Annotated in this window: 23 protein-coding genes and 6 pseudogenes; 26 read left to right on the top strand and 3 right to left on the bottom strand. The window is 71.9% G+C overall.

The genetic code is table 11. From position 1 onward, the window contains the following. Positions 1–156: 156 nt before the first annotated feature. A complete protein-coding gene (locus tag MZV50_RS20140) occupies positions 157–1,740 on the bottom strand; it encodes an aldehyde dehydrogenase (NADP(+)) (protein WP_252631049.1) in 1,584 nt (527 codons plus the stop codon). A 118-nt stretch (positions 1,741–1,858) separates the two neighbouring features. Between MZV50_RS20140 and MZV50_RS20135 the strand changes: the two genes are divergently transcribed. From MZV50_RS20135 to MZV50_RS20120, 4 genes and pseudogenes are all read left to right on the top strand, one after another. Continuing rightward, positions 1,859–2,740: an oxygenase MpaB family protein gene (locus tag MZV50_RS20135; RefSeq protein WP_252631048.1), complete on the top strand. Its 882-nt coding sequence runs from the start codon at positions 1,859–1,861 to the stop codon at positions 2,738–2,740. Then, positions 2,730–2,861 (top strand): annotated as a pseudogene (locus MZV50_RS20130) (NlpC/P60 family protein); the annotation flags it as partial. The gene MZV50_RS20135 and the pseudogene MZV50_RS20130, both read left to right, overlap by 11 nt. A gap of 369 nt (positions 2,862–3,230) precedes the next feature. After that, entirely contained in the window at positions 3,231–4,595 is a 1,365-nt protein-coding gene (locus tag MZV50_RS20125) for a DNA-packaging protein (protein WP_252631047.1), read from the top strand. Next, positions 4,596–4,717 (top strand): annotated as a pseudogene (locus tag MZV50_RS20120) (NlpC/P60 family protein); the annotation flags it as partial. Here the strand turns inward: MZV50_RS20120 and MZV50_RS20115 are convergent. Then, a complete protein-coding gene (locus tag MZV50_RS20115) occupies positions 4,683–5,078 on the bottom strand; it encodes an endonuclease domain-containing protein (protein ID WP_252631046.1) in 396 nt (131 codons plus the stop codon). The pseudogene MZV50_RS20120 and the gene MZV50_RS20115 sit on opposite strands and share 35 nt — an antisense overlap. A gap of 54 nt (positions 5,079–5,132) precedes the next feature. Here MZV50_RS20115 and MZV50_RS20110 point away from each other — a divergent pair. From MZV50_RS20110 to MZV50_RS20060, 11 genes and pseudogenes are all read left to right on the top strand, one after another. Continuing rightward, positions 5,133–6,358, top strand: a pseudogene (locus tag MZV50_RS20110) (phage portal protein). Between the two features lie 17 nt (positions 6,359–6,375). After that, a complete protein-coding gene (locus MZV50_RS20105; protein ID WP_252635282.1) occupies positions 6,376–6,621 on the top strand; it encodes a hypothetical protein in 246 nt (81 codons plus the stop codon). Further along, positions 6,611–7,015 (top strand): HK97 family phage prohead protease, encoded by a 405-nt coding sequence (locus MZV50_RS20100; RefSeq protein ID WP_252631045.1) that lies wholly within the window; start codon positions 6,611–6,613, stop codon positions 7,013–7,015. The genes MZV50_RS20105 and MZV50_RS20100 overlap by 11 nt, the downstream gene beginning before the upstream one ends. Positions 7,016–7,186: 171 nt before the next feature. Next, positions 7,187–8,410: a phage major capsid protein gene (locus tag MZV50_RS20095; RefSeq protein ID WP_252631044.1), complete on the top strand. Its 1,224-nt coding sequence runs from the start codon at positions 7,187–7,189 to the stop codon at positions 8,408–8,410. 143 nt (positions 8,411–8,553) lie between these two features. Continuing rightward, entirely contained in the window at positions 8,554–8,805 is a 252-nt protein-coding gene (locus MZV50_RS20090; protein ID WP_252631043.1) for a head-tail connector protein, read from the top strand. Between the two features lie 26 nt (positions 8,806–8,831). After that, positions 8,832–9,224: a DUF3168 domain-containing protein gene (locus tag MZV50_RS20085; protein WP_252631042.1), complete on the top strand. Its 393-nt coding sequence runs from the start codon at positions 8,832–8,834 to the stop codon at positions 9,222–9,224. A 15-nt stretch (positions 9,225–9,239) separates the two neighbouring features. Continuing rightward, positions 9,240–9,656 carry a phage major tail protein, TP901-1 family gene (locus MZV50_RS20080; protein ID WP_252631041.1) on the top strand — a complete coding sequence of 139 codons (417 nt, stop codon included), beginning with the start codon at positions 9,240–9,242 and terminating at the stop codon, positions 9,654–9,656. Further along, a pseudogene (locus MZV50_RS20075) lies at positions 9,657–9,760 on the top strand (NlpC/P60 family protein); the annotation flags it as partial. A 21-nt stretch (positions 9,761–9,781) separates the two neighbouring features. After that, positions 9,782–10,066 carry a GTA-gp10 family protein gene (locus tag MZV50_RS20070; RefSeq protein WP_252631040.1) on the top strand — a complete coding sequence of 95 codons (285 nt, stop codon included), beginning with the start codon at positions 9,782–9,784 and terminating at the stop codon, positions 10,064–10,066. Beyond that, positions 10,063–10,242 (top strand): phage tail assembly chaperone, encoded by a 180-nt coding sequence (locus MZV50_RS20065; RefSeq protein ID WP_252631039.1) that lies wholly within the window; start codon positions 10,063–10,065, stop codon positions 10,240–10,242. The genes MZV50_RS20070 and MZV50_RS20065 overlap by 4 nt, the downstream gene beginning before the upstream one ends. Then, entirely contained in the window at positions 10,239–10,748 is a 510-nt protein-coding gene (locus MZV50_RS20060) for a phage tail tape measure protein (RefSeq protein WP_252631038.1), read from the top strand. The genes MZV50_RS20065 and MZV50_RS20060 overlap by 4 nt, the downstream gene beginning before the upstream one ends. Here the strand turns inward: MZV50_RS20060 and MZV50_RS20055 are convergent, their stop codons facing one another. After that, on the bottom strand, positions 10,749–11,213 hold the full coding sequence (locus MZV50_RS20055; protein ID WP_252631037.1) for a DUF805 domain-containing protein: 465 nt from the start codon (positions 11,211–11,213) through the stop codon (positions 10,749–10,751). A gap of 153 nt (positions 11,214–11,366) precedes the next feature. On the opposite strand from MZV50_RS20055, the gene MZV50_RS20050 reads away from it, so the two are divergent. From MZV50_RS20050 to MZV50_RS20000, 11 genes and pseudogenes are all read left to right on the top strand, one after another. Further along, entirely contained in the window at positions 11,367–11,999 is a 633-nt protein-coding gene (locus tag MZV50_RS20050) for a DUF2460 domain-containing protein (RefSeq protein ID WP_252631036.1), read from the top strand. Further along, positions 11,999–12,625: a baseplate hub domain-containing protein gene (locus MZV50_RS20045; RefSeq protein ID WP_252631035.1), complete on the top strand. Its 627-nt coding sequence runs from the start codon at positions 11,999–12,001 to the stop codon at positions 12,623–12,625. The genes MZV50_RS20050 and MZV50_RS20045 overlap by 1 nt, the downstream gene beginning before the upstream one ends. Then, a pseudogene (locus MZV50_RS20040) lies at positions 12,622–13,179 on the top strand (NlpC/P60 family protein). Before MZV50_RS20045 ends, MZV50_RS20040 begins: the two are co-directional and overlap by 4 nt. Before the next feature lie 8 nt (positions 13,180–13,187). After that, positions 13,188–16,893, top strand: a pseudogene (locus tag MZV50_RS20035) (baseplate multidomain protein megatron). A 103-nt stretch (positions 16,894–16,996) separates the two neighbouring features. Next, on the top strand, positions 16,997–17,938 hold the full coding sequence (locus MZV50_RS20030) for a DnaJ C-terminal domain-containing protein (protein WP_252631034.1): 942 nt from the start codon (positions 16,997–16,999) through the stop codon (positions 17,936–17,938). A 199-nt stretch (positions 17,939–18,137) separates the two neighbouring features. Beyond that, positions 18,138–20,720, top strand: a complete 2,583-nt coding sequence (locus MZV50_RS20025; protein ID WP_252631033.1) for a TonB-dependent receptor — start codon at positions 18,138–18,140, stop codon at positions 20,718–20,720. A gap of 62 nt (positions 20,721–20,782) precedes the next feature. Next, complete coding sequence (locus tag MZV50_RS20020) at positions 20,783–21,025, top strand: AbrB/MazE/SpoVT family DNA-binding domain-containing protein (protein ID WP_252631032.1); 243 nt, start codon at positions 20,783–20,785, stop codon at positions 21,023–21,025. Next, positions 21,022–21,357, top strand: a complete 336-nt coding sequence (gene mazF, locus MZV50_RS20015; protein ID WP_252631031.1) for an endoribonuclease MazF — start codon at positions 21,022–21,024, stop codon at positions 21,355–21,357. The genes MZV50_RS20020 and mazF overlap by 4 nt, the downstream gene beginning before the upstream one ends. 137 nt (positions 21,358–21,494) lie before the next feature. Next, a complete protein-coding gene (locus MZV50_RS20010; protein WP_252631030.1) occupies positions 21,495–21,821 on the top strand; it encodes a PepSY domain-containing protein in 327 nt (108 codons plus the stop codon). 9 nt (positions 21,822–21,830) lie between these two features. Beyond that, positions 21,831–22,508 (top strand): response regulator transcription factor, encoded by a 678-nt coding sequence (locus MZV50_RS20005; protein WP_252631029.1) that lies wholly within the window; start codon positions 21,831–21,833, stop codon positions 22,506–22,508. A gap of 39 nt (positions 22,509–22,547) precedes the next feature. Next, positions 22,548–23,903, top strand: coding sequence for an ATP-binding protein (locus MZV50_RS20000; protein WP_252635281.1), 1,356 nt, complete (start codon positions 22,548–22,550; stop codon positions 23,901–23,903). The last annotated feature ends 3 nt before the right edge of the window (positions 23,904–23,906 follow it).

Genomic DNA, 23,906 nt, shown 5'->3' with positions numbered 1-23,906 from the left:
TGCTTAAGTGTTCTGGCAAAAGAGACGCCCCCTCCGGCCCTCCGGGCCACCTCCCCCGCAAGCGGGGGAGGAGAGGGAGCGTCATCCTCCCCCGTGCAACGGGGGAGGTGGATCGTCGCTGATAGGCGGCGAGACGGAGGGGGCGTTAACGCCCCCTCAGCCCAGCTTCACCTTCCCATCGACCCGCCGCGCGATGCCCAGCGGGTTGTCGCTCCGCAGCTCGGCCGGCAGCAGGGCTTCCGGCAGGTTCTGGTAGCTGACCGGGCGCAGGAAGCGGGCGATGGCCAGGGTGCCGACCGAGGTCGTGCGGCCGTCGCTGGTCGAGGGGAACGGGCCGCCGTGGACCATGGCGTTGGCCACCTCCACGCCGGTGCCGAAGCCGTTGACCAGGATGCGGCCGGCCTTCAGCTCCAGGGCGGGCAGCAGGGCGCCGGCCAGGGCGTGGTCGCCGTCGTCCAGGTGGACGGCGATGGTCAGCTGGCCTTCCAGGGCGTCGATGACCTTGGCCAGCTCGGCCTGGTCGGCGGCGCGGACCACCACCGAGGCCGCGCCGAACACTTCCTCGTGCAGGTGCGGATTGGCCAGGAAATCCTTGGCCGCGACGCTGAACAGGGCCGCGCGGCCGGTGTGGCTGCCGTCCGGGCCGGGGACGCCGCGCGCCACGGTGGTCACTTCCGAGGCCTCGGTCAGGGCCGCGACCCCATGGGCGAAGGCCTTGCAGATGCCTGGCGTCAGCATGACGGCGGCCGGGGCGGCCTCGACCGCCTGGCCGGCGGCCGCGACGAAGGCGTCCAACTCGGGGCCGTCGATGGCCAGGATCAGGCCGGGATTGGTGCAGAACTGGCCCGCGCCCAGGGTCAGGGCGGCCACGAAGTCGGGGGCGATCTTGTCGCCGCGCGCCTTCAGGGCTTCGGGCAGCAGGATCACCGGGTTGATGCTGCTCATCTCGGCGTACAGCGGGATCGGCTCGGGACGGCCCTGGGCGATGGCCAGCAGGGCCAGGCCGCCGCGGCGCGAGCCGGTGAAGCCGGCGGCCTTGACGCGCGGATCGGCGACCAGGGCCTGGCTGACCTCGTAGCCGCTGTCGTGGATCATCGAGAACACGCCCGGATGCAGGCCGACCGAGGCGACGGCGGCCTGGATGGCGCGACCGACCAGTTCCGAGGTCCCGGGGTGCGCGGGATGCGCCTTGACGATGACCGGGCAGCCGGCCGCCAGGGCCGAGGCGGTGTCGCCGCCGGCCACCGAGAACGCCAGCGGGAAGTTCGAGGCGCCGAACACGGCCACCGGGCCGAGCGGCACGTTGCGCAGGCGCAGGTCCGGGCGCGGCAGCGGCTTGCGCTCGGGCAGGGCTGGATCGACGCGGGCCTCCAGGAAGCCGCCGTCGCGCAGCACGCTGGCGAACAGGCGCAGCTGGCCGGTGGTGCGGGCGCGCTCGCCTTCCAGGCGGGGACGGGGCAGGCCGGTCTCGGCCATGACCCGGACGATCAGATCGTCGCCGATCGCCTCGATGTGCTCGGCGATGGCCTCCAGGAACGTGGCGCGGGTCTCGTACGAGAGGGCGCGGTAGCTGGCGAAGGCCTCGGCCGCCAAGGCCGCGGCGGCCTCGACATCGGCCTTGGTCGCGCCGCCGAACGCGGGCTCCAGGGTCTCGCCGGTCGCGGGATTGATCCCCTTGATCTCGCCGTTGGTTCCCTTGCGGCTCTCGCCGCCGATCAGAAGCTCGCCCGTCAGATGCACGTTCGTCGTCCCGCTGTTGCTGGTGCGCCAATAGATGGGAGCGCTAACATGACATGTCCATGCGCGCGCCGGCCGGCTTGAGCATTATGTCTGAGGAAACCCTTCGCCGGAGGCGCCCTTGAAAGCCCGTTTCGCCGACGCCGCCAAGTCCCTGTTCGAGATTCAAGGCGGTCCGCGCGTCGATTTTACCGCGCCGGCGGGCGAACCGGCCCTGGCGGCGCCGGACTCGGTGTCATGGCGGGTGTTCAAGAACCCGGTCGCCCTGTTCGTCGGCGGGGTCACGGCGGTGATCCTGGAGCTGGCCGAGCCGAGGGTGCGCACCGGGGTGTGGGAATACTCCTCGTTCAAGACCGACCCGCTGGGCCGGCTCAAGCGCACCGGCCTGGCGGCGATGGTCACGGTCTATGGCGCGCGCTCGACGGCGGAGGCGATGATCGCCGGGGTCGGCCGTCAGCACGCGCGGGTGGCGGGGACCACGCCGGACGGGGCCGCCTATCGCGCCGACGACGTCGCGCTGCTGGACTGGGTGCAGGCCACGGCCAGCTTCGGCTTCCTGAACGCTTACCACGCCCTGGTCCAGCCGCTGTCGGCCGCCGACCGCGACCGCTTCTACGCCGAGGCCGCCCCGGCCGCGCGGCTGTACGGCGCCTTGGGCGCGCCGACGTCGGAGGCGGAATGGGAGGCGCAGCTGGCGGCCATGCTGCCCAGGCTGGAGCGCTCGGACATCGTGTTCGAGTTCCTGGCGCTGATGCGGGGGGTGAAGGTCGCCGGTCCGCTGAGCCGCTTGCAGCATCCGCTGATCCGGGCGGCGGTGGAGCTCGTGCCAGGCGAGGCGAGGGCGGTGCTGGGCCTGGGCCGCGAATGGCTGCCCCGGCCGCTGGAGCTGCCGGTCATCCGCGCGGCGGCCCGGATCGCCGACCGCACCCCGATCTCCGGCGCGCCGCCGTGGGCGGCGTGCGAGCGGCTGGGCCTGCCGGGGGCGTGGCTCTATCGGCGGTGAGGGCCCAAAATCCTCCCCCCAGCGGGGGAGGTGGCGCGAAGCGCCGGAGGGGGAACTTGTCCTGGCCCGGCCTCTTCCCCTCCGTCGGCTGCGCCGACACCTCCCCCGCTGGGGGGAGGATTGGGGGCAAGTGACCCGACCACGAGCATTCAGCCCCCTCAATCCCCGGAATTCGCGAGATCGACTCCAACGAAATCAACGGCTTCTCACTTTTACAGCCCCCTGAATGATCCGCGCCCGCTGGCGCCGTATCTTTGTGTCATGGCCGGAAGACGCGACGAGGTTCGGGACTGGAGCGAGACGCTGCAGGACCGCCTCATGGGGCGACTGAGCGCCCTCTGGACCCGGCTCGAAGAGACCAAGGATCCCACCGAAATCGCCCAGGTCGAGAAGGAGGCCCGCACCTGCGGGGTCTTCGCCCGATCGGCCAAGGCGATCGCGACCATGGTCCCCGAGCCCAACGCCAAACCCGCCGCCGACGAGGCGGCCAATGACGATGACGAGGCTTCCATGCATGCCGACATCCCGGACGACCCCGAGGAACTTCAGGCCGCTCTTGTCGCCCGCTTCGCTCGCATCGCTGATCTCGTCGAGAGAAAGCGGCGAACTGATCAGGCTGATGGCGGCGGCGACGGCGGACTTGGTTCCGCTGGACCAGCAGCGGCTGCTCAGCGCGATCCTGGCTGAACCACTCGAGCATCAGCAATCGCCGGAGCATAAGCCCTGGAGCACCTGGCTGCTGCTGGGCGGGCGTGGCGCGGGCAAAACCTTCGCCGGCGCGGGCTGGATCACCCGAAACGCCCTGGCCCATCCGATCCTGGCCCTGGTCGGTTCCACCCTGCACGACGTGCGCGAGGTGATGATCGAGGGGCCGTCGGGGCTGAAGGCGATGGGCGGGCCGCTGTTCCGCCCGCGCTGGGAAGCCTCGCGCCGGCGTCTGGTCTGGCCCAACGGCGCGGTCGCCTACGCCTTCTCGGCCGAGGATCCCGACAGCCTGCGCGGGCCCCAGTTCCACGCCGCCTGGGCCGACGAGTTCTGCGCCTGGCCCAAGCCGGCCGAGACCCTGGCCATGCTGCGCTTCGGCCTGCGGCTGGGCGGGGATCCGCGCCTGGTGGTGACCTCGACGCCGCGCCCGATCAGGGCCCTGAAGATGCTGATGGCCGAGCCGGGCGTGTCCTTGACCCGCGCCGGGACGTCGCTGAACGCCAGCAACCTGGCGCCGGCCTTCCTGCGCACGTTGCAAGGCCTCTACGGCGGCACGCGCCTGGCCGCCCAGGAACTGGACGGGATCATCGTCGAGACCGACGGAGGCCTGTTCCGCGCCGAGGACCTGGCCCGCTGCCGGGCGGCCCGGCCGGCGCGGCTGGACCGCGTGGTGGTGGCGGTGGACCCGCCGGCCACGGCCACCGGCGACGCCTGCGGGATCGTCGTGGTCGGCCGGCGCGACGACCGCGCCTTCGTCCTGGCCGACGAGACCGCGCGCGGTCTCTCGCCCGCCGGCTGGGCCGCCAAGGCCGTGGCCGCCGCCCGCGCCTGGAGCGCCGACGCCCTCGTGGCCGAGGCCAACCAGGGCGGCGACATGGTCCGCGCGGTGCTGGCCCAGGCCGACCCGCCGTGCCGGGTCAAGCTGGTGAGGGCCTCGATCGGCAAGCGCGCGCGGGCCGAACCGGTGGCGGCCCTGTACGAGCAGGGAAGGGTCCTCCACTGCGGCGCCTTCGCGGCGCTGGAGGAGGAGCTGATGGCGCTGGGGTCTGGGGACCTGGAGCACAGCCCCGACCGCGCGGACGCCCTGGTCTGGGCGATGAGCGAGCTGATGCTGGGCCAGACCCACAGACCGAGATTGAGGGCGTTGTAATCAAGATCCTCCCCCCAACGGGGGAGGTGGCGCGCAGCGCCGGAGGGGGAAGTTGTCCTGGCCCGGCCTCTTCCCCCTCCGTCGTCCCTACGGGCCGACACCTCCCCCGCTGGGGGGAGGATTGAGTGTCCAGGGCCGGGCCGTTTCGAGAATGGTCGCCAGCGTGTCGTCTACGGATCGCAGGACTTCGCCGGCAGGAATCCGCAGCGTGTGAACGCCGCGTTCGGCCAGCCGCATGTCACGGATTGCGTCCTGTTCTGGACGATCTTCCGCGCCGTGTGACCAGGCGTCGATCTCGACGGCCAGATGAGCCGCCGGGCAATAGAAGTCGAGCACGTACGGACCGACGGGATGTTGGCGACGGAACTTGAGACCGTCCAGGCGAGCGCCGCGTAATGCCGTCCACAGCAGAACCTCCGGCAACGACATCTCGCGGCGGAGCTTCCGTGCGCGGGCGATCCGCGACTTCTCGGGTCGTGTCACTTCCCCCTCCGTCGGCTTCGCCGACACCTCCCCCAGAGGGGGAGGAGAGCGAGCATCTGTCTCGCCGCCACCCTATCGTGTTTCCTATTTGTTCTCAACTCCGAACCCCGGAGCCCATCACCATGCCCCTCTTCAAACCCCGCCCGCCCACGCCCCAGCGTGAGGCGAAGGACTCCCGCGCCGCGCGGCTGATCGCGCTGACCACCGGAGGCCGTCCCCAGTGGACGCCGCGGGACTATGGCGCGCTGGCGGCCGAAGGGTTCGCCAGGAACCCCGTGGCCTATCGCTGCACGCGGATGATCGCCGAGGCCGCAGCGGCGACGCCGCTGGCGGTGTTCGTCGAGGGACGCCGCGCTGACGACCATCCGCTGAAGCGCCTGCTGGACCGGCCCAACCCCGAGCAGGGCGGGCCCGACCTGATGGAGGCGTTCTTCGGCAGCCTGCAGGTGGCCGGCAACGCCTATCTCGAGGCGGCCGGCGAGGCTCAGCCCAGCGAGCTCTACGCCCTGCGGCCCGACCGGATGACCGTGATCCCCGGGCCGCGCGGCTGGCCGCTGGCCTACGACTACCAGGCCGCCGGACGCACCGCGCGGATCGGCCGCGACGCCGACGGCTGGCTGCCCGTCCTGCACCTGAAGCTGTTCAACCCCACCAACGACCACTACGGCTTCTCGCCGCTGGAGGCGGCCGCCTTCGCGATCGACGTCCACAACGCCTCCAGCGCCTGGAACAAGGCGCTGCTGGACAACTCCGCTAGGCCCTCAGGGGCGCTGGTCTATTCCAGCAAAGACGCCGGCGACCGCCTGACCGACGAGCAGTTCGACCGGCTGAAGACCGAGCTGGCCTCGGCCCATTCCGGCCAGGCCAATGCCGGCCGGCCGCTGCTGCTGGAAGGCGGGCTGGACTGGCGGGCCATGTCGCTGACCCCGGCCGAGATGGACTTCACGCAGGGCAAGCACGCCGCCGCCCGCGAGATCGCCCTGGCGTTCGGCGTGCCGCCGCAACTGCTGGGCATTCCCGGCGACAACACCTACGCCAACTATCGCGAGGCCAACGCCGCCTTCTGGCGCGGAACGGTGGTTCCGCTGGCCGAGCGGGCGGCGCGGGCCCTGACCGGCTGGCTGGCCGCCAAGTTCCCCGGCGCGCGCATCGCGCCCGACCTGGACGCTGTCCCGGCTTTGTCGGCCGAGCGCGACGCCCTGTGGAGCCGGCTGGAGACCGCGTCCTTCCTGACCGACGCCGAGCGGCGACGGCTGGCGGGACTGGAGGCGGCGTCTTGAGCGCGCGTTCCCCCGAGATGCCGGGGAACTGGCGCCTGGATCGCTCGGTCTCGGCCGCGGTGCTGGTGGCCCTGGCCATCCAGGCCGCCGCCGCCCTGCTGTGGGCCGGCAAGGCCTCGGCCCGGATCGATGAGATGCAGCGCCGGCTCGAGGTCCAGGCCCCGGTCGCCGAGCGCCTGGCGCGGCTGGAGGAGCAGGCGACCGCCAGCCGCCAGAGCCTGGCCCGCATCGAAGCCAGGCTGGAGCGCGCCGATGGACATTGACCTGAGGATCGAGGGCTACGCGTCGCTGTTCTGGACGCGCGACCTCAATGACGACGTCACCGCCGCGGGGGCCTTCGCCGCCAGCCTGGCCGAAGGGACGCCGGTTGCCATGTTGCACCAGCACGACGAGACCGAGCCGGTCGGGGTCTGGGACGCGGTGGTCGAGGACGCCAAGGGTCTGTTCGTGCGGGGGCGGATCCTGCGGACCACCCCGCGCGGCCGCCTGGTCGCCGCCCTGGTCGAGGCCGGGGCCCTGGATGGCCTCTCCATCGGCTTCCGCCAGGTGAAGGCGCGGACGCAAGGCCGCCTGCGCGTGCTGTCCCGCGTCGAGCTGTGGGAGGTGTCGATCGTGACGTTTCCGATGCTGCCGGGCGCGCGTCTGACGGTCGGCTGAAATTCCCTTCCCCCTTGATGGGGGAAGGGCAGGGATGGGGGTGACGCGGCGGTTCCGGAAGGTCCCCGCCGGCGCCGCGGCCTCCATTCCGAAACCCGGGACGCGGCCATCGCCGCATCACCCCACCCCAACCCCTCCCCATCGAGGGGAGGGGCTTTTCCGGAGATCCCCATGAAGGAAACCAAACACGCGGCCTCGCCCGAGGCCCGCGCGGCGCTGGCGGACGTCCTGTCGGCGTTCGAGAGCTTCAAGGCCGCCAACGACCAGCGCTTGGCCGCGATCGAGACCAAGCGGGCCGACGTCCTGCTGGAAGAAAAGGTCGGCCGCATCGACGAGGCCGTCGCCCAGGCCCAGACGCGGCTGGACCGGCTGATGAGCGATCTGCGCAGGCCTTCGCTTTCGGGCGAGGCGCCGCTGGCGCAGGTGGACGAGCGCAAGGCCGCCTTCGACCGTTACGTGAAGACCGGCGAGACCGCCGCGAGCCTGCTGGAGGCCAAGGGTCTGTCCGAAGGCGTCGCCACCGCCGGCGGCTATGTCGCCCCGCCGGAGCTGGAACGGCTGATCCTGCGTCGCCTGGCGGCGACCAGCCCGATGCGCGAGATCTGCCAGGTCCGCACCATCGGCGCCGGGACGTTCCGCAAGCCGGTGTCGCCGACGGGCCTGGCCGCCGCCTGGGTGGCCGAGACCGCGGCGCGGCCCGAGACCACCGCGCCGACCCTGGACGTCATCGACTTCCCGGCCGGCGAACTCTACGCCAGCCCGGCCGCGACCCAGGCCTTGCTGGACGACGCCTATGTCAGCATCGACGAGTGGCTGGCCGAGGAGGTGCAGGACGCCTTCGCCGCCCAGGAGACCACGGCCTTCGTGACCGGCGACGGGGTCAACAAACCCAAGGGCCTCTTGGCCTACACCGCCGCGCCGGACGCGACCTATACCTGGGGCCAGGTCGGCTATCTGGCGACCGGCGTGGCCGGCGGCTGGACGGCGTCGAACCCGACCGACAAGCTGATCGACCTAATCTACGCGACCAAGACCCAGTACCGCCAGAACGGCCGCTTCGTGATGAACCGCCGCACGGTCAGCGCGGTGCGCAAGTTCAAGGACGCGCAAGGCAACTACATCTGGAACGCGGCCCTGCAGCCGGGCCAGTCGGCGTCCCTTCTGGGCTTCCCGGTCACCGAGATCGAGGCCATGCCCGACGTGGCGGCGAGCAGCCTGTCGGTGGCGTTCGGCGACTTCGAGAAGGGCTATCTGATCGTCGACCGCGCCGGCGTGCGGGTGCTGCGCGACCCGTACTCGGCCAAGCCGCACGTGCTGTTCTACACCACCAAGCGCGTCGGCGGCGGCGTGCAGAACTTCGACGCCGTGAAGCTGCTGAAATTCGCGGCGTCGTGATCCCATCCTCCCCCTAGCGGGGGAGGTGTCCGCGAAGCGGACGGAGGGGGAAGGGCTTGAGCGCTTGCCTCTTCCCCCTCCGTCGTCCCTCCGGGCCGACACCTCCCCCGCTGGGGGGAGGATTTCCCGAAAGCACCCCCAACATGCCCCAATCCCTCACCCTGGCCGAGGCCCGGGCGTTCCTGCGCGTGCCTGACGCGGCGGAGGACGCCGTCCTCACGATCCTGATCGACGCCGCCGAGGCGCGTGTCGCGGCCGCCGCCGGCGTCGCCCTGACCGCCGCGAGCCCCGCGCCGCTGCGCCTGGCCGTCCTGACCCTGGTCGCCCACGCCTACGAGCATCGCTCGTCCTTGGGTGATGCGGGCGACCCCTCGCTCGCGCTCGTCGAGCCGTGATTGACCCCCTATCGAAAGGCCCGGCTGTGACCGACAAGCCCCTGATCGACGCCGTGGTCGCGACGCTGAAGGCCGCGCCCGCCGTCACCGCCCTCGCCGGCCAGCGGATCCACGCCACCAGTCCGCGCCTGCCGACCTATCCCTGCGTCGTCGTCACCCGGTCGGAGGGCCGGCCGCTCCCCGAGGGCGACGGGATCGAGCACGTCCTGACCCTGACCTGCGCCAGCCGCTTCGGCGGACCCGAGGAGGCCCGCGCCCTGGTCGCGGCCGTCCGCGCGGCGTTGCACGACGCCAAGCCCTCCCTGAGCGGCCGGCGGCTGGTCACGCTGCGCGTGCCCTACGCCGACTGCTTCGCCGGCGCCGACCGCGAGACCACCCTGGGGATCGTCCGCGTGCGGGCGGTCACCGAGCTTCCCTGACATACGGAGACGACCATGGCCGCCCAAGCCGGCAAGGACATGCTGCTGAAGATCAGCGACGGGGCCGCCACCCCGACCTTCCACACCGTCGCGGGCCTGCGCGCCCGGACCATCAGCCTGAACGCCAAGACCATCGACGCCACCGACAGCGACAGCACCGGCCGCTGGCGCGAGCTGCTGGCCGGGGCGGGGGTCAAGTCGGTGGCCGTGTCGGGCTCGGGGATCTTCCGCGACGCCGCCTCGGACGCCCAGGTGCGGACCAGCTTCTTCGACCAGTCGGCGCGTGTGTGGCGGCTGGTGATCCCCGACTTCGGCCAGCTGGAGGGGCCGTTCGTCGTCGCGGCGCTGGAATACGCCGGCGAACACGACGGCGAGGCCGCCTTCGCGCTGAGCCTGGCGAGCGCCGGGGCGGTGACGTTCACGGCGATCTAAATCCTCCCCCAAGGGGGGAGGTGGCCGAAGGCCGGAGGGGGAAGTTCTCCTGGCCCGGCCTTTTCCCCCTCCGTCGACTGCGTCGACACCTTCCCCGCTGGGGGAGGATTTGCGAAAGTTGTCCCATGCTGCCCCCCAACCCCGCGCGCGGCGAAGTCGTCGTGACGATCGCCGGCGCGCCGCGTCGCCTGTGCCTCACCCTGGGCGCCCTGGCGCGGATCGAGGCGGCCTTGAGCCTGTCGGACTGGTCGCAGCTGCCCGAGCGCATCGCGACCCTGTCGGCGGCCGAGCTGTTCGCCATCCTGGCCGCCCTGCTGGACGGCGGCGGCGAGGATCCCGGTATCGGCGCCCGCGCCACGGTCCAGGAGGCCGCCAGCGCCTTGGCCGCCGCGCTGATGGCCAGCGCATGAGCTGGGTCCAGCCGCTGCGGCTGGCGCTGCATCTGGGCCTGGCCCCCGAGGCCTTCTGGCGCCTGTCGCTGGTCGAGTGGCGCGTCCTGACCGAGGCCCCGCCCGCGCCGGTCCTGTCGCGAACCGACCTCTGCGCCCTGATCGCCCGCTATCCCGACGAGGAGACGCCCCCATGAGCTTTGAACAGGATGGGCTTGGAACCGTCCCCGCCCGCGCCGCCGAGGCCGCGGCGGCCCTGGACGCCCTGAAGGCCCCGGCCGAGCGGGCCGCGCGCTCGATCGACGAGGCCTTCGCCCGCGCCGGAACCTCTCTGGCCCGGTCGCTGGCCCGGGCGGCCTCGGACGGCCAGGTCTCGCTGGCCGAACTGGCCCGCGCGGTCCTGGGCGCGGCCGGAGCGGCGCTGAAGGGCGGGGGCCTTGCGGAGGTTCTGTCGAACAGCTTTTCGGGCGCGAGGGCCGACGGCGGCCCCGTGCTGCCCGGCGGCGCCTATCTGGTCGGCGAGCGCGGGCCGGAGCTGTTCCGTCCGGCCTCGGCCGGAAGCGTTGAGCCGGTCGGAACGGCCGGCGGGGTGTCGGTGACGGTCAATGTCCAGGGCGGCGACGCGCCCGGCCTGATCCGCTCCGACGCCCAGATCGCCCAGGCCCTGGCGCGGGCGGTGAGCCTGGGGGCGCGGCGCCTGTAGCTACAGCGCCACCGCCGCGGTGTCGGTGGGCGGCGGGCCGTACTGGTTGTCGCCGGCCTGGCCGCTGCTGCAGCCGACCCACAGGGTGAAGGCCAGCCAGATGGCGAAGGCGATGAAGATCGACATGGCCAGGCCGCCGATCGTGGCGAACAAGGCGGCCGAAGGCTCACCGCCGCTGAAGGCCGTCATCACGGCGGAGATGCCGACCGAGGCGACGGCGCCGAACACCAGGACCGGGCCCAGCACCCACGGCAGCAGCTGCCACCAGCCGGTCTGACCCATGTCGTGCAGGCGCTTGGAGTGGATGCAGACGCTGGGATAGATCAGCGCCAGGGCCACGACATGGCCGAACACCGGCACGGCGTTGGCCACGACGTTCGCGCCCAGCAGGCAAAGCCAACCGATCCAGAACGCCTGGCGGCCGATGCGGCCTTCCGGCGACAGGAACAGGGTCTTCCAATCCATCTTGGTCTCCAATCTCGACCCCATACCTAGGGCCGGGCGACCCGCGCTTGAAGTGAAAAGCGGGTCATGACGCAGTCTTAATGGCGTTCGACCCGCTACGGCTCCGCTTCCCGTCAAATTTCTCGCAAACCTTTTCGTGAGTGGAGGATCGCCATGAGCGAGTTCCATGAGGCGCGCCTGCCCGCGCGCCTGGCGTTCGGCTGCACCGGTGGGATCGAGCGGCGGACCGAGATCGTGACCTTGGCGTCCGGCTTCGAACGGCGCACCAGTCCGTGGACCCTGGGCCGCCGCCGCTACCTGATCGCCACCGCCGCCCGGCCGCTGGACGAGGTGGCCGAGCTGGTCGCCTTCTTCGAGGCGCGGGGCGGGCGGCTGTCGGGCTTCCGGTTCCGCGACCCGACGGACTTCAAGTCCTGTCTCCCTTCGGCCCAGCCGACGGCGAGCGACCAGGCGCTGGGGACCGGCGACGGCGCGCGCAAGGTGTTCCAACTGGCCAAGATCTACGGGACCGGGCCCGAGGCGGTGGTCCGGCCGATCGCCAAGCCGGTCGCCGGCACGGTGAAGGTCGCGGTGGCCGGCCTCACCCTGGCTGCCGGCGCCTTCGCGGTCGACGCGACGACGGGCCTGGTGACCCTGACCACGGCCCCGGCCGCCGGCGCGGCGGTGACGGCGGGGTTCGAGTTCGACACGCCGGTGCGTTTCGACCTCGATCGGCTGGACGTGACGCTGGAGGGCTTCGCCGCCGGCCGGGTGGCCGCCTGCGCCCTGGTCGAGGTGCGGGTCTGATGCGCGCGCTTCCCGAAGGCCTGGATCCCGCCCGGCTGTGCCAGGCCTGGATCGTCATCCGCGCCGACGGGGTCAGGCTGGGGTTCACCGACCATGACCGCGACCTGATCGTCGACGGGGTGACCTGCCGGGCCGGCGGCGGCTGGAGCCCGGGCGCTAGCGAGAGCGCCGCCGGCTATGCGGCCGGGCAGAACGCCGTGCTGGGCGTGCTGGACGACGCCGGGATCACCCAAACCGACCTGGCCGCCGGGCTCTATGACGGGGCTCGCGTCGCGGCGCTGCGCGTAGACTGGCGCGCGCCGAGCCGGCTGGTGCGCCTGTGGACCGCGACCATCGCGGCGGTGTCGCGCGACGGCGAGGCGTTCAAGGCGACCCTGGCCGGGCCGCTGGCCGAGCTGGAGCGGGTGGCGGGGCGGACGTTCACCCGGCTTTGCGACGCGCGGCTGGGTGACGGCCGCTGCGGGATCACCCCACCGGCCGGCGCGACTTGCGACAAGCGCTGGGCGACCTGCGTGGGGACCTTCGCCAACGGCGTCAACTTCCGGGGTTTCCCGACCGCGCCCGGCGAGGACTTCCTGACGCTGTACCCCGCCGAGGGCGAACGCAACGACGGCGGGCGGCGGTGAGGGGCGCTCTCCAATCCTCCCCCCAGCGGGGGAGGTGGCCCGAAGGGCCGGAGGGGGAAGATCTCGCGGCCTTGTCGCTTCCCCCTCCGTCGTCCCTGGCGGGCCGACACCTCCCCCGCTGGGGGGAGGATTTTCAGACTTCCGTCCTCGCCCACGCCCGCCCCTGGCTCGGCACCCCCTATCGCCACCAGGCCTCGGCCCTCGGCGCCGGCTGCGACTGCCTGGGCCTGGTGCGCGGCGTCTGGCGCGCGCTCCACGGCGTCGAGCCCGAGGCGCCGCCGCCCTACCGTCCCGACTGGGCCGAGGTCGGCGAGCGTGAGCTGCTGCTCGAGGCGTTCGGCCGCTGGCTCGAGCCCGTTCCGCTATCCGCCGCCCGGCCCGGCGACGTCCTGGCCTTCCGCATGGCCCCTGGCGCGGCCGCCAAGCACTGCGCGATCCAGTCCGGCCCTGACCGCATGATCCATGCCTATTGGGGCCGGGCGTGCGTCGAGAGCGTGCCGGGCCGCTGGTGGCGCGAGCGCCTGGTCGCGGCCTTCCGTTTTCCCTCCCGCTAGGAGCCCTCATGGCCCAAGTCATCCTCTCCAGCGTCGGCTCGGCGATCGGCGGACCCTTAGGGGCCGTGGTCGGGGCGGCCCTGGGCGCGGCGGTCGACCAGGCGGCGATCAGCGCGCTCAGCCCCGCCCGCCAGGTCGGGCCGCCAGGTCGGGCCGCGTATCCCCGAGCTGCGCCTGACCGGGGCGGCCGAGGGCGCGGCCCTGCCTTGCGTGTTCGGCCGCGCCCGCGTCGGCGGCCAGGTGATCTGGGCCGCGCGCTTTCGCGAGAAGCGGGTCGAGGGCCGGGTCGGCGGCTCCAAGGGCCAGAAGACTACCAGCTACGCCTACAGCCTGTCTTTCGCCGTCGCCGTGGCCGAAGGACCCATCGACGGCATCGGGCGGGTCTGGGCCGACGGCAAGGTCATGGACCTGTCGGGCGCGACGATGCGCGTGCATCGCGGGACCGAGGACCAGGCGCCCGACCCGCTGATCGCCGCGATCGAAAGCGAGGCCCCGGCCTATCGCGGCGTGGCCTATGTGGTGTTCGAGGATCTGCCGCTGGAGCCCTATGGCAACCGCCCGCCGCAGCTGTCGTTCGAGGTGTTCCGCCGGCCGCGCGCCAGCGGCGCGCCGCCGGGGCTGGAAGATCGCTTGAACGGCGTGTGTCTGATCCCGGGCGCGGGTGAATTCGTCTACGCCACCGAAACGGTTCTGCGCCGCGAGGGCCTGACCCGGACGGCGTCCGAGAGCGTTCACAACGCCGAGGGCCGGCCCGATCTGGTGGTGGCTCTGGACCAGCTGCAGGCCCAGCTGCCCAATGTCGATCACGTCACCCTGGTCGTCGCCTGGTTCGGGACCGACCTGCGCTGCGGCGCGTGCCAGATCCGGCCGGGCGTCGAGGGCGCGGTCAAGGACACCCTGCCGCTGACCTGGAGCGTGGCCGGCGTCGACCGCGCGGGCGCGCACCTGATCTCGCTGAAGGACGGGGCTCCGGCCTATGACGGCACGCCGGCCGACGCGGTGGTGCTGCAGGCCATCGCCGAGCTGAAGCGACGCGGGCTGAAGGTGACGCTGTATCCGTTCATCCTGATGGACACGCCGACCTATCCCTGGCGCGGCCGCATCACCTGCGAGGCCGGCGCGGACGGGACGGCCGCCGCGACCAGCCAGGTCGCCGCCTTCTTCGACGGCGCGTGGGGCCTGCGCCGCATGGTGCTGCACCAGGCGTCGCTGGCGGTCCAGGCGGGCGGGGTCGACGGCTTCGTCCTCGGCTCGGAGCTGCGCGGCCTGACCACCGTGCGCGGCGCGGGCGGGACCTATCCGGCGGTCGCCAAGCTGAAGAGCCTGGCGGCCGAGGTCCGCGCCGTCGTGGGCGCGGCGACCAAGCTGGGCTACGCCGCCGACTGGTCGGAGTACTTTGGTCACCAGCCGGCTGACGGCACGGGCCACGCGGTGTTCCATCTGGATCCGCTCTGGGCCGATTCGAACATCGATTTCGTCGGCGTCGACTGGTATCCGCCGGTGACCGACTGGCGCGAGGGCGAGACGCATCTGGACGCCACCGCCGGCTTCCTCGGCCCGCACGACGGCGCCTATCTGCGCGCCGGCCTGACCGGCGGCGAGGCCTTCGACTGGTACTATGCCAGTCAAGCCGCCCGCGACGCCCAGGTCCGCAGCCCGATCACCGACGGCGCCCATGGCGAGGCCTGGATGTTCCGGGCCAAGGACTTGAAGGCGTGGTGGAGCAACCCGCACCATGACCGCCCGGCCGGCGTGCGCGCGGCGACGCCCACGGCCTGGGTCCCGATGTCCAAGCCGATCCGCCTGACCGAGTTCGGCTGTCCGGCCGTCGACAAGGGCAGCAATTCCCCGAACCTGTTCATCGACCCCAAGAGTTCGGAGAGCTTCCTGCCGCCCTATTCGACCGGCGAGCGCGACGACTTCGGTCAGCGGCGATACCTGGAGGCCGTGCTGGCCTGGCTGGCCGAGCCGGCGGCCAATCCGGTGTCGAGCGTCTATGGCGGGCCGATGGTCGAGGCGGCCAGCGCCTGGTGCTGGGACGCCCGGCCGTTCCCCGACTTTCCGGCCCGCTCCGACGTCTGGAGCGACGGCGGCAACTGGGTTCTGGGCCACTGGCTGACCGGCCGGGCCGGGATCGCGCCGCTGCCCGAGCTGATCCAGGCCCTGGGCGCGCGGGCCGGCGTCACGATCGATCCCGGTGAGGCGGGCGGCGCCGTCGGCGGCTATGTCGTCGACCGGCCGATGCGGCTGCGCGACGCGCTGGCTCCGCTGACCGAGGCCTTCGCCCTGGACCCGGTCGAGCGCGGCGATCACGTCAAGATGCTCAGCCGCGCCGGTCGTCCGACGGCGGCGCTCGTCGAGGACGACCTGGCGCTGCCGGATGATGGGGCGACCGAAACCGAGGCGCGGGTGCTGGAGCCCGCCGCGGAGGCCCTGCGCCTGCGCTTCATCGACGCCGCCCGCGACTATCAGGTCGGGGCCCTGGTCGTGCGCCGCGAGGCGGGGCAGGGGACCCGCGACGCCGACGCGCCGATCTTGCTGGCCGCGTCCGAGGCCCAGGCCGTGGCCCAGCGCATGCTGGCCGCCGACGAGGCCGCCCGGCGCGCGCGGATCGTGCGGCTGTCGCCCTCGGCCGCGCTGCGCTTCGAGGCCGGCGACCGCCTGGCGCTGGACGGCGCGACCTGGCGGGTCCAGCGGCTGGACCTGGACGAGCGGCCGCGCGCCACCCTGGTCCCAGCCCTGGCCGGCTATGGCGTGGTCGGCGGCGTCGACTGGACGCCGGCCCCGCCGCGTGACCCGGCCGCGCCGCCGGTGTTCTACGTGCTGGACCTGCCCTCTGACGGGGCGCTTTCCGACGACGTAAGGCCCCTGGTCGCCGCCGCCGGCGAGCCGTGGCGGCCGCTGGACGTCCACGCCGGGGCCGGGGTCGAGACCCTGACCGTCCGCGCCCGGCTCGCCGCGCCAGCCACCCTGGGCGTGACCGTGACCGACCTGCCGCCGGCCTCGCCGCACCGCGTCTCGCGCCAGAGCCTGACCGTGCGGATGGAGGGAACGGCCCTGGCTTCGGCGCGGCTGGCCGCCGTGCTGGCTGGCGGCAACGCCCTGGCGATCCGCGCCGCGTCCGGCGACTGGGAAGTCATCGCCTTCCAGGCCGCCGAGCTTATCGCGCCGGACGTCTGGCGGCTGTCGGGCCTGCTGCGTGGCCAGCGCGACGGGGCGGCGACCGAGGCCGTGATCCCGGCCAGCGCGCCCGTGGTGCTGCTGGACGAGGCGGTGGTCCCGATGAGCGTGGCGGCCTTCGAGCGCGGGACGCCGCTTCTGGTTCGCGCCGCCCCGGCGGGCGGGCCGCCCTCGGGCGCGGCGATGAGCGAGGTGTCGACCGTCTGGTCCGGCCGGGCTCTGCGGCCGCTGGCTCCGGCGCACCTGAGCAAGCGCCTGGTCGGTGGCGACCTGCGCGTCTCGTGGATCCGCCGCGCCCGGACCGGTGGCGACGTCTGGGAAGGCGAGATCCCCTTGAGTGAAGGCGTCGAGCGCTATCGGATCCGGGTGCTGGACGGCGCGGCCGTGCTGCGCGAGGTCGAGGTCGCGACGCCCGCCTTCGTCTACACCGCCGCCATGCGGACTGCCGACGCGCCGTCGGCTTCGGCGCGTCTGGAAATGGCGCAAGGCGGCGCGCTTTACGGCTGGGGCGCCTCGGCGAGCATAGTTCTGTGATAAAATTGCAACATCTGCCCTTGCGCGCCGCGCTGGACGTTCTAGATGGAGGGCGTTACCCAACCTTCCCCATTCGCTGGGCCCACCTTCAAGAGGACCTTCCTTGGCGCGCGACCCCTATCAGGAACTCGGCGTTTCCCGGACCGCGAGCGCGGACGAGATCCGCAAGGCGTTCCGCAAGCTCGCCAAGCAGCATCACCCGGACACCAATCCGGGAGACAAGAAGGCGGAAGAGAAGTTCAAGCAGGTCAGCGCCGCGTTCGACATCGTCGGCGACGCCGAGAAGCGCAAGAAGTTCGACCTGGGCCAGATCGACGCCGACGGTCGTGAGACCATGCGCGGCGGCTTCGGCGGCCAGCCCGGCAACGGCCCGTTCGGCGGCGGGGGCTTCGGCCAGGGCGGCTTCCATCGCTCGAACGAGGGGCCAGAGATCGATCTCTCCGACCTGTTCGGCGGCATGTTCGGCGGCGGCGCGGGCGGCGGGCGTGGCCCGTTCGGCGGTGGCGGCGGCGCGGGCTTCTCGCCCAAGGGCGCGGACATCAAGGCGCGGCTGGACATCGACCTGGAAGAGGCGATCAAGGGCGGCAAGAAGCGCGTGGCCTTCTCGGACGGCCGCACGATCGACGTCACCATCCCGGTCGGGGCCCAGGAAGGCCAGACCCTGCGGCTGAAGGGCCAGGGCCAGGCCGGTCGCGGCGGGGCGGGCGACGCCCTGATCGAACTGGCCGTCAAGCCGCACCCGATCTATCGCCGCGAGGGCGAGGCGCTGGTCATGGACCTGCCGATCTCGATCCCCGACGCGGTGCTGGGCGGCAAGGTCGAGGCCCCGACCCCCGACGGCAATGTCATGTTGAACGTGCCCAGGGGCAGCAACAGCGGCCAGACCCTGCGCCTGAAGGGGCGCGGCATGCCCGACGCCAAGGGCAAGCGCGGCGACCTCCTGGCCCGCCTGGTCGTGACGCTGCCCGACACCGTCGACCAGGACCTGGAGAAATTCGCCCAGGCCTGGCGCGAACAGAAGCCCTACACGCCGAAGCGGAAGTAGGTCGCTCCACGCAAATCGTGTCATCCCGGACGCGCTTGCGCGATCCGGGACCCAGGGGCCGGCGCAAGGCGGTCGCCCTGGGGCCCGGCTCTCCGCTTGCGCTGCGGCCGGGATGACACGTCTTTGTGCGCTTGCGAGTTCCTCAAGCTCGACATAGGAAACCCAAGGGCTTTCAGCGAACCGCGTTGGGGCGATTTCCATGGTTCTGGTCAGCGTTCTGGCGCTCTTGCAGGTCGCCGCGCCGGTGCAGGAGACACCGGTTACCAACCCGCCTCCGCCGGAGAGCGAGCAGACCGGCCTCGTCGATAGCCTGGTGGTCAAGGGGACGCGCGGCAAGGCGCGGGGGCCGGCCCAACCGGAACTGACGCTGGACGCCTCCGAGATCCAGGCCACCGGGGCCAGCACCATCGAGGACCTGGTCGCCCTGCTGGCGCCCGAGATCACCACCGGCGAGCCGGACGCGCCGCCGCCGATCTACCTGGCCAACGGCCGACGGATTTCGGGCTTTTCGGAGATCAGCGGGCTGCCGAGCCAGGCGATCGAGCGCATGGACGTGCTGCCGCCGGCCACCGCCCTGGCCTACGGCTACCGGCCCAACCAGCGGGTCGTGAACTTCGTGCTGCGCAAGCGCTTCCGCTCGGCGGCGGTCGAGCTGGAGGAGAACGCGACCACGGCGGACGGCCGCACGGCCGAGCGCTTCGATGGCGACGTCTTCCGCCTGGCCGGCGACGAGCGCACCACCGTGGGCCTGGACTGGCGCCAGGAGTCGGCCCTGTTCGAGGCCGAGCGCGACATCTATCGCGTGCCCTCGGCCACCGCGCCCTACGGCCTGGTCGGCAACCTGGCGGCCGTGACCTTCGGCGCGGAGATCGATCCGGCCCTGTCGGCCCTGGCCGGCGGCCCGGTCACGGTCGCCGCCGCGCCCGCCGGCGCCTGGGACGGCCCGGTGTCGCTGGCGCGGTTCGCGGCGGGGGCCGGCGATCCGGAGCTGTCCGGGATCATCGCCAACCGCAGCCTCCTGCCGTCGCTGGGCCAGGGCAATTTCAAGGCCGCCATCACCCGCGACCTGGCCCGCCAGGTCAGCGTCACGCTCAGCCTGGACCTGGAGGACGCCAAGCGCACCAGCTTCCTGGGCTTGCCCGCGACCTCGGTGAGACTGCCGGCCGGCAGTCCGTTCTCGCCGTTCACGGGGGACGTCACCGTCTATCGGTATCTGGACGCGCCCTGGTCGCAGCTGCGCGAGCAAGACAATTCCAAGGGCCAGCTGGCCCTGGCGGCCAACGGCTATATCGGCGACTGGCGCTGGGCGGTGAACGGCGCCTATGACCGCAGCGACAGCCAGACCGTCACCGGCCGAGGCGTCGACTCCAGCGCCTGGAAGACCGCCATCGCGGCCCTGGACCCGGCGGTCAATCCGTTCGGCCCCGTCCCTCGCGCCCTGCTCAAGGCCAACGCTCGCGACGTGGCCAAGGCCCGGTCGCGCGGCGCCAAGGCCGAACTCGTCCTGAACGGCGACGTCGCCGAGATCCCGGCCGGCCGGGTGTCCTCGACCGTCAAGCTGGGCGGCGAGCAGGTCAGCCAGACCTCGGACGCCGTCCGCAACGGCGCGCCGTTGCGCACCGTCTACGAGCGCCGCACCCTCACGATGCAGGGCGACATCGACGTGCCCCTGGCCAGTCGCTCGCACGCGGTGCTGCCGGTGCTGGGCGAGCTGACCGCCAGCGTCAACGCCGGCTACAACCTCGAGACCTTCAAGGACCGCCTGGCGCTCGGCGCGGGCCTAAACTGGTCCCCCGACCGGCTGGTGCAGGTCAATGTCAGCTTCAACGAGGAGCAGTCGGCCCCGAACGCCAGCCAGATCGTCGACCCCGTGGTGCTGACCCCCAGCGTCACGGTGTTCGACTTCGCCACCGGGAGCAGCGTGACGGTCGCGCGCCTGGAGGGTGGCAATACCGGCCTCGAGAACGATCGCCGCCGCACATTGCGGGCGGGCGTCAACGTCAAGCCGATCGGTCGCGACGGCGGCCCCACGCGCCTGACGGTCAACGCCAACTGGGTGCGCACCCACATCGACGACCCGATCTCGAACTTCCCGCAGATCACCCCGGCGCTGGAGGCGGCCTTTCCCGAGCGCTTCACGCGCGGCGCCGACGGCCATCTGACCGCAATCGACAGCCGGCCGCTGAACTTCGACGCCATCGACCGCGAGGAGCTGCGCGGCGGCTTCAACCTGACCCGCTTCATCGGCCGCCCCAAGAAGGGCGCGCCCAAGGGGACCAAGCCGGACCTGAAGAACGCCGGCCAGGTGCAGCTGTCACTGAACTACGTCCTGCGCCTGCGCGACGAGACCACCCTACGCCACGGCCTGCCCCCGCTGGACCTGCTGAACGGGGCCAGCACCAGCCGCCGGGGCCAGCCGCGCGAGGAGTTGAACTTCCGCCTCAACGCTTTCCGGCAAGGCGTCGGCGTCAACCTGAACGGCGCCTGGCGCGGCGCCAGCACGATCGACGCCGGACCCAGCAACGGCGCCCTGCGGTTCGACGACCAGACCACGGTCAACCTGTCGGCTTTCTACGAGGTCCCGCGAGACGTGAAGGCCGGCCCCGCGTCCAGCTGGCTGGCCGGCGCCCGCCTGACCCTGGCGGCCGACAACCTGTTCTACAGCCGCCCCGTGGTGCGGGACGCCAAGGGCATGACGCCCCAGGCCTATCAGCCCGACTACCTGGACCCGCTGGGCAGGACGGTGAAACTGACGCTGCGGAAGAGCTTGATCGCGCTTTAATGTGTCGACATTTGTTGACACGTGAGCGTCCTGGACCGATCTTCTTGCGCTGGAGGTCGACCATGCACGTCGTCGTGAAGAAGTGGGGTAACAGCGCTTCGGTCCGCATTCCGGCCCGCGTGATGGCGGCGGCGGATCTGAGTATCGATCAGGCGGTCGACGTTCGCGAAGAGAACGGACGCATCATCATCGAGCCGATCCGGGAGCCGGAATACGATCTGGACGCGATGCTGGCGGAGATGGAGCCCGATACGTTTCACGAGGATGTCGACTTTGGCGCGCCTGCCGGGAAGGAAGTCTGGTGAGCGCGCGTTATGTCCCCGACGCCGGCGATATTGTTTGGCTGCAATTTGATCCTCAAGCAGGCCATGAGCAGGCTGGCCACCGTCCCGCGTTGGTGCTCTCGCCGGCCGCTTACAACGGCAAGCGCGGCATGATGTTGTGTTGTCCGATGACTAGTCGGATCAAGGGCTACCCATTCGAAGTCGTTGTTCCAGGCGTCTCGCCCAGCGCCGTACTGGCTGATCAGATCAAAAGCGTCGATTGGGTCGCTCGCCGCGCGGCGCGCAAGGATGTGGCGCCGCCTGGTGTCCTTGCCGAGACCCGCGCCAAGCTGAAGGCCTTGCTAAGTGTCTGATCGCTCCGTGACCGCTCGCCGGGAGTTGATAGTGGTGAACGCGCTCGAAGCGTGTCTAACCGTGACAGAACGACGCAGCCCGTTCATAACCCGGGCGTTCAGTCTCCATTCAGCCGCGTTCCTTTAGACCGGAGAGCATGAAAACGATCCGTGTCCTTCTTGTCGCCGCCGCGCTGGTCGCCGCCCTTCCGGGCGGGGCTTCGGCGCAGCGTCGTGACCGGGGTCCCGACTCGCTGGGCGCCGACTGGCGCGCGCAGTCGGACCAGGCGCGGGGCGGCGTGCAGTCGGGCCAGCTGGTGCCGCTGTCGCGCGTGATCGACATGATCGCCCGCCGCGTCCCGGGCCGCGTGCTCGACGCGGGCCTGGAAGGCTCCAACTATCGCGTGCGCTGGGCCGCGGCCGACGGTCGCCGCATCGACTTCATCGTCGACGCCCGCACCGGACAGATCCTCAGCGGGGGCTAAGGAGTACGTATGCGAATCCTGCTCGTCGAGGATGATCCCGACCTGACGCGCCAGTTGAAGCTGGCCCTGGCCGACGCCGGCTACGCCGTCGATCACGCCCCGGACGGCGAAGAGGCCCAGTTCCTGGGCGAGACCGAGCCCTACGACGCGGTGATCCTGGACCTTGGCCTGCCCAAGGTGGACGGCGTGTCGGTGCTGGAGCGTTGGCGGCGCGGCAGCGTCACGACGCCGGTGCTGATCCTGACCGCGCGCGGCGCCTGGAGCGACAAGGTCGCCGGCTTCGACGCCGGGGCCGACGACTATCTGGCCAAGCCGTTCCACACCGAGGAGCTGCTGGCTCGCCTGCGGGCCCTGCTGCGCCGCTCGGCCGGCCATGCCGCGCCCTCCCTCTCCTGCGGAGCCTTGCGCCTGGACCCGCGCGCCGCGCGGGCCAGCGTCAATGGCGAGCCGCTGCGCCTGACCTCGCTGGAATACCGCCTGCTGCACTACATGATGATGCACCAGGGGCGGGTGATCGGCCGCACCGAGCTGGTCGAGCACCTGTACGACCAGGACTTCGACCGCGACAGCAACACCATCGAGGTGTTCATCGGTCGCCTTCGGAAAAAGCTGGGCGCCGACCGCATCGAGACCGTCCGCGGCCTGGGCTATCGCCTCACCCCGCTGGAAGGCGAGAGCACGGAATAGCCTTTGTTCAGCCTGCGCCGCCTCTCGCTGGTTCGCCGGATGGTCCTGATCGCCGGCGGCTGGACGCTGCTGGTGGTGCTGGTCGCCGGGGTCTTCCTGACCGCCCAGTTCCGTGACGCGGCGATCCGCCGGTTCGACCAGTCGCTGGCGGTGCTGACCGACGACCTCTATGCGGGCTCGACCATCGAGAACGGGCAGCTGAAGGCGCCCTTCCTGACCGACATCCGGGCCACCCGGGCCTATTCCGGCCGCTACTGGCTGATCCTGGCCAAGCGGCCCGACGGGTCGCTGCCGCAGCTGGTGCGCTCGCGCTCGCTGTGGGACAGCGACCTGATGCTGTCCTCGGACCAGATCGATCGTCTGGACGCCGCGCCGGGCAAGACCCTGTTCTTCGACATGCGCGGTCCGCAGGACAAGCCGCTGCGCGCGGCCGCCATCCTGGCCCGTCTGCCGGGCCTGGCCGATCCCGTGGTGTTCCTAGCCGCCGAGGACCGCTCGCCGATCGACGACGACGCCGACAACTTCGCCCGCATCACCGCCTTCGCCCTGCTGATCCTGGGCGGCGGCCTGATCCTGGCGGTGGTGGGGCAGGTGCGCTTCGGCCTGCAGCCGCTGTTTCGCCTGCGCCGCGAGGTGGCCTGGGTGCGACGGGGCAAGCAGGAGCGGCTGGACGAGCGCTATCCAGAGGAGCTGGAGCCGCTGGCCGTCGAGCTGAACGCGCTGCTGGCCCACAACCAGGAAGTCGTCGAGCGCCAGCGCACCCACGTCGGCAACCTGGCCCACGCCCTGAAGACCCCGCTGTCGGTGATGCTGACCGAGGCCAGCCAGCAGCCGGGCCAACTGGCCGAGGTGGTCGAGCGCCAGGCCCAGACCATGCGCGAGCAGGTCGACCACCACCTGCGCCGGGCCCGCGCCGCCGCCCGCTCGCAGACCAGCGGCGAGCGCACGCCGGTCGAGCCGATCCTGGACGAGCTGGCCGTGACCCTGGAGCGGATCTTCCAGGATAAGTCGGAAGGGCGGGGTGTCGAGATCGACTGGCGCTGCCCCGAGGACCTGACCTTCCAGGGCGAGAAGCAGGACTTCCTGGAGCTGGCCGGCAACGTGATGGAAAACGCCGGCAAGTGGTGCAAGGGCAAGATCCGGGTCGAGGCCGCGCCGTCCGGCGAGGCGCGGATGCTGCTGACCGTCGACGACGACGGTCCCGGCCTGCCGCCCGAGGAGCGGGCCCAGGCGCTGAAGCGCGGCCAGCGGCTGGACGAGAACGCGCCCGGCTCCGGCCTGGGCCTCTCCATCGTCGACGAACTGGCCCGCGCCTACGGCGGCGGAGTCCAGCTTGGTGAATCGCCCCTGGGCGGATTGCGCGTGACGCTGGACCTGCCGCGCGCCGAAGCCTGAGGC

It is taken from the genome of Caulobacter segnis (assembly GCF_023935105.1).
Classification (GTDB): Bacteria; Pseudomonadota; Alphaproteobacteria; order Caulobacterales; family Caulobacteraceae; genus Caulobacter; species Caulobacter segnis_B.
Note: the sequence above shows the minus strand (reverse complement) of the source record. Positions and strands in the feature narration are given on the sequence as shown.